General features: G+C 40.3%; 9 protein-coding genes and 1 pseudogene. 7 read left to right on the forward strand and 3 right to left on the reverse strand.

Annotated elements, in window-relative coordinates; translation table 11 throughout:
- Positions 1 to 209 precede the first annotated feature (209 nt).
- From QZ488_RS20455 to ubiG, 4 genes are all read left to right on the forward strand, one after another.
- On the forward strand, positions 210 to 1,010 hold the full coding sequence (locus tag QZ488_RS20455) for a class I SAM-dependent methyltransferase (protein WP_293752230.1): 801 nt from the start codon (positions 210 to 212) through the stop codon (positions 1,008 to 1,010).
- 128 nt (positions 1,011 to 1,138) lie between these two features.
- Positions 1,139 to 1,387 (forward strand): DUF2960 family protein, encoded by a 249-nt coding sequence (locus QZ488_RS20460; protein WP_293752232.1) that lies wholly within the window; start codon positions 1,139 to 1,141, stop codon positions 1,385 to 1,387.
- A gap of 346 nt (positions 1,388 to 1,733) precedes the next feature.
- The gene (locus QZ488_RS20465) at positions 1,734 to 2,150 is read left to right on the forward strand and encodes a DUF3429 domain-containing protein (RefSeq protein WP_293752234.1); all 417 of its coding nucleotides are present in this window, start codon (positions 1,734 to 1,736) and stop codon (positions 2,148 to 2,150) included.
- Position 2,151: 1 nt separating this feature from the next.
- A complete protein-coding gene (gene ubiG / locus QZ488_RS20470; protein WP_293752236.1) occupies positions 2,152 to 2,889 on the forward strand; it encodes a bifunctional 2-polyprenyl-6-hydroxyphenol methylase/3-demethylubiquinol 3-O-methyltransferase UbiG in 738 nt (245 codons plus the stop codon).
- Between the two features lie 562 nt (positions 2,890 to 3,451).
- Here ubiG and QZ488_RS20475 read toward each other — a convergent pair.
- A complete protein-coding gene (locus QZ488_RS20475) occupies positions 3,452 to 4,024 on the reverse strand; it encodes a TetR/AcrR family transcriptional regulator (protein WP_293752238.1) in 573 nt (190 codons plus the stop codon).
- A gap of 218 nt (positions 4,025 to 4,242) precedes the next feature.
- On the opposite strand from QZ488_RS20475, the gene QZ488_RS20480 reads away from it, so the two are divergent.
- From QZ488_RS20480 to QZ488_RS20490, 3 genes are all read left to right on the forward strand, one after another.
- Positions 4,243 to 4,659: a 4-oxalocrotonate tautomerase gene (locus QZ488_RS20480; protein WP_293752240.1), complete on the forward strand. Its 417-nt coding sequence runs from the start codon at positions 4,243 to 4,245 to the stop codon at positions 4,657 to 4,659.
- Positions 4,660 to 4,799: 140 nt separating this feature from the next.
- Positions 4,800 to 5,258, forward strand: coding sequence for a hypothetical protein (locus QZ488_RS20485; protein WP_293752242.1), 459 nt, complete (start codon positions 4,800 to 4,802; stop codon positions 5,256 to 5,258).
- A gap of 85 nt (positions 5,259 to 5,343) precedes the next feature.
- Positions 5,344 to 5,724, forward strand: a complete 381-nt coding sequence (locus QZ488_RS20490) for a VOC family protein (RefSeq protein ID WP_293752244.1) — start codon at positions 5,344 to 5,346, stop codon at positions 5,722 to 5,724.
- 57 nt (positions 5,725 to 5,781) lie between these two features.
- Here QZ488_RS20490 and QZ488_RS20495 read toward each other — a convergent pair.
- Positions 5,782 to 6,108: pseudogene (locus QZ488_RS20495) on the reverse strand (ISNCY family transposase); the annotation flags it as partial.
- Between the two features lie 36 nt (positions 6,109 to 6,144).
- Positions 6,145 to 7,640, reverse strand: a protein-coding gene (locus tag QZ488_RS20500) for an IS3 family transposase (protein WP_293752246.1) whose coding sequence is annotated in 2 segments (ribosomal slippage) — positions 6,145 to 7,220 and positions 7,220 to 7,640 — 1,497 coding nt in all. Because the reading frame shifts where the segments join, the coding sequence is not laid out codon by codon here.
- Positions 7,641 to 7,854 lie beyond the last annotated feature (214 nt).

The raw sequence follows: 7,854 nt of genomic DNA on the forward strand, positions 1-7,854 counted from the left end.
ATTTAAAGCGTTATTCAAGGCAAACGGGCTGGCTAGTAGGATGGCGCAAGAGTAAGTCCTTTTAAAACTCGCCCTAAAGGGAAAGCACCAGCCATTCTTGCGCTTCGTTCTCACTACTTGAAAGGGATTAACCATTACTGCATAGTGACGCCTTACGCAAAAATGGCTGGTGCATTCTGAGTGGTCACTTCTTTATACGGATTGGTATAATGTACTTACCCAAAAATTGCCGTGTTATTACCATTGGCGATGGAGACTTAAGTTTCTCGCGAGCCTTACTAGAACATGTTCCCCCTAACAATCTTATAGCAACGACTTACGATAGTAAGGATGTGCTAAGGGACAAATACACTCGAAATGCACTGGATGATTTATTAAACGCGGGGGTAATAGTCGAGCATAGTGTCGATATAAAGGATTTAGCAAGCGTTAACCGCCTACCGCAAAACTTTGCCGACATAGTCATTTTTAATCACCCTTTGGTACCAGGTCAACATCGCGACATTTCACCTCAAAAAGAGCGTAAAAAAAGCGCTAACCTAGCCAATCGTGATTTGCTATATCACTTTTTAAAACAAAGCTTTCAGGTATTTTTAAACCCAGAGGGTCAGCGCCTTTGCTATATCACTAGCAAGTCAGTAAAGCCCTACAGTGATTGGCATATTGAAACAAGCTTAACGCTTAACAGGCCTTACCAATTCCTTGGTAATCAGCTATTTAACTTATCCTTATTTAAAAACTACATGGTGCGAAAAGTAGACAGAGATAAGTACGTAAAGCATGAAGAAAGTAAGGTGTATGTATATTCGGATAACAATGCACACCCGATTAATGGCTATCTCACAGCATTTAGATTTGCCGAAGATAAATGCTGCCCGCTTTGTCGAATAGGTCCATTTACCCATGCCGATGATTGGAAAAATCATCACCACACCCGCCTGCATAAAACACAGCAGCAATATCATGATCTGTGGTCAGCACATTGCAACCTAAACTATCAGTACCTTTGAGATCAGGTTGAAGTTTACTCTGACCCCAGATACTTCTTTTTGTTAAGCTTATTGAGTAAGCACCACTATTTGAGTTTATAATGGCGCTCAAATAGTTTTCGCAATTGATGGATTCAGGTGAGTAGAAAATGGCCCATAAAGTACGTTATAAGTTTAAGGGTGTGGCAAAGGAAATCAGTTTTTCTTATAGCCGCTATCAAAATATGCATGAGGCCGTAGCCGATGCTGAAGGAGTAGACCTTACCCATTTTTTGCAAACTGAGCAGCAAGTTGCCGCAATCAGTAAAGGCAAAGCTACCGTAAGAAATTTTAGAGATGCCGAATTTGTAAAAATGGGGTTTACAGAATTATACTTCTTAAAAAATGGCCAAGAATGATGGTCGTTTTTGGTCATGCACTCAATAGTATCGTGAGCAAGTTAAGATTATAGCGAGCATCAAAAAATCCATAGGAAAGCCGCTTGGCACAGCATAGGCTGGCCTAAGGCTTAGACACAGAGATGTGCCTAATGCACATCCATTTCTGATCAAAAAGATACTGCCCCCGCAGGTCCGCGTTTATTCAATTTCGACTACTTTCAACGAACCTGCCCCTGCAGGTCAGCCATTCAGGGAGAGAAGATCACAATTAACTGTTTCTGCTAGTGGAATATTGATCTTTTTGAGTACTACTCTTCTAAAAAGGCCTGTTTAGTTAATTAAATATCTTATTGGAACATATTCAATGCCACCTGTAGTAAAAACACTAGGTTATGTGGGGTTAATTCCCTTCATAGGTTTAACTTTTTTATCCACCATGATGAAACACAATGCTTTGATAGAAAATGCTCTCGCCCTGTATGCGTTTGGCATTTTCTCGTTTTTATGCGGCGCTTGGTGGCCAACAACTGATATGCAAGATGCCAAATTCTGGCGAGTTGTATTGAGTAACATTCTATTCTTGACTGCTTTTTTTGGCTTTTTACTTTTACCTAATCATTGGTTAGCAATTGGCGCAGCACTATTTATAATTATTTGGGCAATTGAACACTTTAGTTCGCTATTGCCTGAAGTTTCGTACTCCTATAAGAAGATGCGCACTGTCCTATCAGTAGTCGCCAGCCTAAGTATGTTAACAACCTATGTATTTGGGACAGCATAAAATGGCAAACCTGCAGTCGGTTAACATTGATCCTAAAGAAGTCGCTTTTTACGAAAAACTTGCTGATACATGGTGGGACTTAAACGGCCCTTTCTGGCCGTTGCATAAACTCAATGCATTAAGAATTGAGTGGATACTGACACAGCTTAAAACTAAAAATCACAAACAACAGCCGTTAGCTGGATTAAAAGTACTGGACATAGGCTGTGGTGGCGGAATACTGAGTGAATCCTTAGCGAAACTAGGTGCAATAGTCATAGCAATAGACGTAGTTGAAAAAAATATTGGAGTAGCTAAAGCGCACGCAAAACAAAACGAATTACAAATTGATTATCAATTAACCAGCGTTGAACAAATGGTTGAAAGCAACCAACAATTTGACTTGGTTTTTAACATGGAAGTGGTTGAGCATGTAGCAGATGTCAGTAGCTTTATTAGAAGCTGTAATGCCTTAGTAAAACCTCACGGCACACAGTTTATTGCTTCTATCAATCGCAACTGGTTAGCTTTTTTTATCGCTATTTTTGGTGCAGAGTATGTTACTGGTTTATTACCTAAGGGCACACATCACTATAACAAACTGGTTAAGCCAGCTGAGTTGTTTCCTTTATTATATGCCGATGGTTTTGAGTTAACTGCCACTACTGGTGTAGCAGTTAACCCGATTAAACGCAGCATGAAGTTAATTAAACCAACTTGGGTGAACTATATGTTAGCTGCGCAAAAAATTGGCGAATAACAAATAATTAAAAGCAGCAGAAATTCGTGGTATCAACAAAGTCAAAATGACGGCCACTACTCTCAGTATCCTAACTAAAGGAGATAAGACGTCGTTTCAACGAACCCCGAAGGTCTTTTAATTTAATGTGAAGTACAAAGAGCACGCTGCGCGCCATCGTAGTGATGGTTTTTGTCTTGAATCCCTTCAATCCAGTTACTTTTTCTTCTGCAGCTAAGAATAAAGTAACCAAAAAGAAGCCGCTCGCCAAATTATGTTCTTCATCCAATTATTTTTGACATTTAGCAGGTCGTCGTAATGTGCTCCCAGCACTCTACGACTCAATTTACGTCCTGTAAATTGCCCTACTAAATATCAAAAATAATCGGCGAACATACATGCGAGGGTAAATCAAAAGACAAAAGCATCGGCGTTGCCGACTAAGAGTTTTGGATGGTTTCACTAGTAATTAACGAGTGTGTCCTGATAGCGCTGTTTGATTTAACTTTGTTCTGACCCTGATATTCCCCCGATATTTACTAATTGTTTATCTTATTGACTCTGACTTCTCTGATCCTTTGGTTTACCCGGCAGTATTGATTGCTGCATGTGTAATAGAGATAGCAATTTGATCGGCAATCTTAATAGAAGCGACTGCTCTGGCCATAGTAAGCCCTCCAATTAGGATACCTAATACCGCCCAGGCCTTGGATAAACATTCTTGGTGCGAATTCCCAATAATACCTTGAGCCATAAGCTCAACTATCTCGCTCATTTTTTCTTCGTAGATCATGTGTAATTCAGGTTTAGTGCGAACAACCTCAGGAGAAAGAGTTGTCATTGCACAACCACTTGAAAGATTATCACGATGCCCTTGGCCTAAATAATAATCTGAAAAAGCCGCAACCCATTGCTTACCATGTTGAAGTTGAAATTCAGGGATAGCTGTAATCACTTCATCAAGACCTACCGACAATGCCGCTTCAAATGCACCATCTTTTGAACCTAAATGGGCATAAAAAGCCCCCGAAGTAACTCCTGCTTTTTTAGCAATGCCATCTACACCAATTCCGGCGTAACCATTACTTCGAAATCCCTGACCCGCGGCGTTAATAATGCGTTTTCTGGTTTCTTGTTTTTTAGTTATTTTAGTCATTTAAAAATTCCTACCCCTTGAGAGTATCGCCATTATAACTATGTCCGGCTCAAAAATATAGCAGTCGTTATATTTATATTGACAATATAACGACCACTATATAATCTTGGGGCAACCACATAATATAACGATCTCTATATTGTGTGGTTGGAGCTGAAGTTGCTGGAAAACAACTTCGATTAATCACTAACAATTAACTTTTATAATCGGAAAATACTATGCCCTTAACACTTACACTTGCTGAAGGCGCTATCCCTACTGGTTCTGAAAAAGAAGCGGTTCAGAAAATCACTAGTTCAATGCTTAAGCATCATGGACTTTTAGGTAATAAATCAATGACACCTAACGTCACTGCACATGTGTCAGTGCTACCAAAAACCTCTACCTTTTCGGGGGGTGAAGAATTTTCAGGCGTTTGGATGGAATGGAAGGTACCAGCATTTGCACTTGCTTCAAGAGAAGTTCAATTGGCACATTTTGCAGAAGCAACCGAAATTATCAGTGAATTATCTGGCGGAAAACAGCCTATAAAACATATTTACTCGAATGTTATTCATACAGTAGATGGGTCATGGAATTTCAATGGGATCGCTATGACAAATGCAGAAATTAGTGAAGAAATATCAAGGGGATAATGGTTATGCACTCCTGAATTAATATCCTAGCCAGTATGGATAAACAACCAATTGTACAAAATAATCAGTAACAACTCGCTTAACCTTAAGGTGAGCCTGTTGTTATCTATAAGATATTTAACTTAAAAAAGAGAAATCATATGTTTAACAAAATAGCAGCTGCAAGTTTATTCGTCATTGTTTCAACGAGTGCTTTTGCTGGCCAGAAAATTTGTACACCAATAGGTGGTATGGCAATGCCAACTTTCTCTCCTCAAAGTGATGGTTCGGTGAGAATTACCGCAGCATTAATTGGCAGTGTTAGCGCAGCTAGCGGCACTATTACCGCGCAACGTGAAACTAAGAGTGGCTTAGAAATGGATTTGAACCATTATTTCTTAAACGATACGGGAGGCTCATTTCACACGGTAGATCATGCTGAGTTAACCTCAGTACCAGGTAAAGCGGGTAATTTTATGATTGAGATTAATTACTCAATTGAGAAAGAGTCTACGACAGGCACATTCAAAGGTTACGAGGGTAATTTCAAAAGTTATGGCTTAGTAGATTTAAATAATATGGAAGGACTAGTTCGTTACAGCGGTGAAATCTGTAAATAATAATTTGTAGTCTAGAACACTAGCCTCTAACAAATAGTGCAGCCTAGTGATGCCTTAATTCAGTCGATTACCGGAGATTCTCTCAATGAATCGAATACTTCATACGATGTTAAGAGTATCTAACATTGAAAAATCCGTTAGGTTCTATACCAAAATATTGGGTATGCAGGTACTCAGGACGTTTGAACAACCTGACCAAAATTTTTCTTTAACTTTTTTAGGATATGCAAAAGAGTCTGAATCCTGCGTATTAGAGTTAACTTATAACTATGGCGTTAATCAATATGAACTGGGTAATGCCTTTGGCCATATTGCGATTGCAGTTAACGATTGTGCCAAAACATCTAAACAAATAAAGTCTCTAGGCGGTAACATCATCCGTGAAGCAGGGCCACTTGCTGGCAGCGATGAATTAAGTGAATCTTATATGAGTCAGTGTGATTACCAAGGGATTATGTCGGTCTAATTACCGAGCGACTTTGTCGTAAATACAATATCAGCCAGTTGTTAAACTGGCTATTCTTTATGCCGATCCTAGCAACGCTTGCGACCTTTCAACTCTCAGTGCTGTGGTATTCATATTATTTCTTAACCACATACTGCGCACACCGCCAGCACTGATATCAACACCGAGCGCTTCTGTTAGCTTCAGGGCAACTTTTTGCTGACCAAGGTGAGGATGCTCAATGGAGAATTCCACAACGGCATCCTCGATGGCCTGATCTACACAGTTTTTATGCCTTATATCGGGAGTTTCTTGACGTTTTAAAGCATCAGGATCGCCTTGCTTAACTAGTCTAAAGTGTCGGTGAATAGTGTCTCGTGACACGCCACTTTGGCGTGAAGCTGCACCGCCATTTTTCAAGACAGTTGTCGCATTTTGTAATTAAGCAACGTTTTTACTTTCAGGATTTAGCGTCACTTCTTTAATGTAATCCCAATTTCTAATTTTGTTATGCCATCGAGTCGGATTTTTTTCTCTAGCGTGCTTATAAACCTTTTTTCTATTGAGCATTATTTTAGCGTCTAGCCCAGAATGTCTTTGTGATGGCGTTACATACTTAATCCCGCTATGTTTGTGGACCTTATTGTACCAACTGACGAAGTTACTCACCCATTCGCGAGCTTCCGCGATGTTTGTGAAGCCATCTTTCGGCCATGAATGATGATATTTTGTTGTTCTGAACAATGATTCTGAGTAAGGGTTGTCATTGCTTACTCTAGGTCTGGAATATGAGCTTGCTACACCTAAATCTCGTATCTTTGCTTGCATTGTAAAGCTTCTCATTGGTGCGCCATTGTCTGAATGCAAAGTTGTGCCTTCGTTGACGCACTTTTCACTCCATACACCTCTTTGCAGAACGAGAGCCGCAAGCTCACCTAACTCTTGTTCATAAACTTCTGCACCGACTATTTTTCGACTAAAAATGTCAACATTCATGTAAAGATAGTAATGGAGGTCTCGTGTCCTTGTGCCTAAATAACTGATATCCCACGTCCTTACCTCATTAGGCTTCGCTGCTATTTTTATCGTCGGTTTACTATGTTGCTTTCTACTTTTAGTTGTTGTGCGACTAGTGAGTTGTCCGGTCTCCCTTAGTACTCGATAAAATGTTGACTCAGATCCGAGATAAACACTCTCATCTGCAAGGGTAGGAACAATGAAGCCTGGCGGATAACTAGCAAATCCAGTTGAATTACATACATCCATAATTGCTGCCCTTTCTTCTGCAGAGAGCTTGTTCGCAGGCACTGGTCGTGTAGCTTGCGGTCTTGCGTCTTCTGCTATGCATCTAGCCTTCTCGTTATACCAACGCTGGATAGTGCGCACAGATATGCCTATTGTTTTGCACGCAATTGCTTTGCGTGCACCGCCAACTAACGCTGAGTTTATCAATTGCACAATTCTTCGCCGCTCTAGGAGAGGAGTTAATCTTCCTCGCTGCTGTCCCAAAGGGCATTGTACTTTTCCCGCAATACTAACAGGGCAGCAGTTTCAGCCAATGCTTTGTCTTTCCTACTCAGTTCTTTTTCCAAAACCTTAATCTTTTTCCTATCAGCTCTGCGTGCAGAATCAAGTTTGTACTGGCTTTCCTGCTGAGGTTTGTGAGCTGAAATCGATACCGTTTTCCATGCTTTAACCTGTTCAACAAACAAGCCATGCTCGCGACAATAACTGGCGACTTCATGCTCTGACATGGGTGCTGTTGCTAATACAGCTGCAAACTTTTGATCAGCAGAATAGTCACTACTATCGATTTTATTGTTTTCAAATTTATGTGCTTCGTTAACCAAATCTTGTCTCCATTTTTGCACAGTGCTAATACCTAAATCTAATTCACTAGCAATCTGTCTTAATGAATAAGAATATGGCGGTAACAGCCATGTTACGGCTTGTTGTTTTGTTTCTAAGTCTACTGCATGTGCTGGCATTATTGTCCCCTTTTACTAAAAAAATGAGGCGACAACTATCCTAACATGGTGGGTTATTGGGTGATCGGGTTCGATGGAAATATGCAACCAGTCGTTCTCGGATACGATGCAAACAGGAAATTTCCTGCTGGTGCTCAGACTTCACCGGTACAAAACGGATATG

It is taken from the genome of uncultured Paraglaciecola sp., from assembly GCF_913020055.1.
GTDB lineage: Bacteria > Pseudomonadota > Gammaproteobacteria > Enterobacterales > Alteromonadaceae > Paraglaciecola.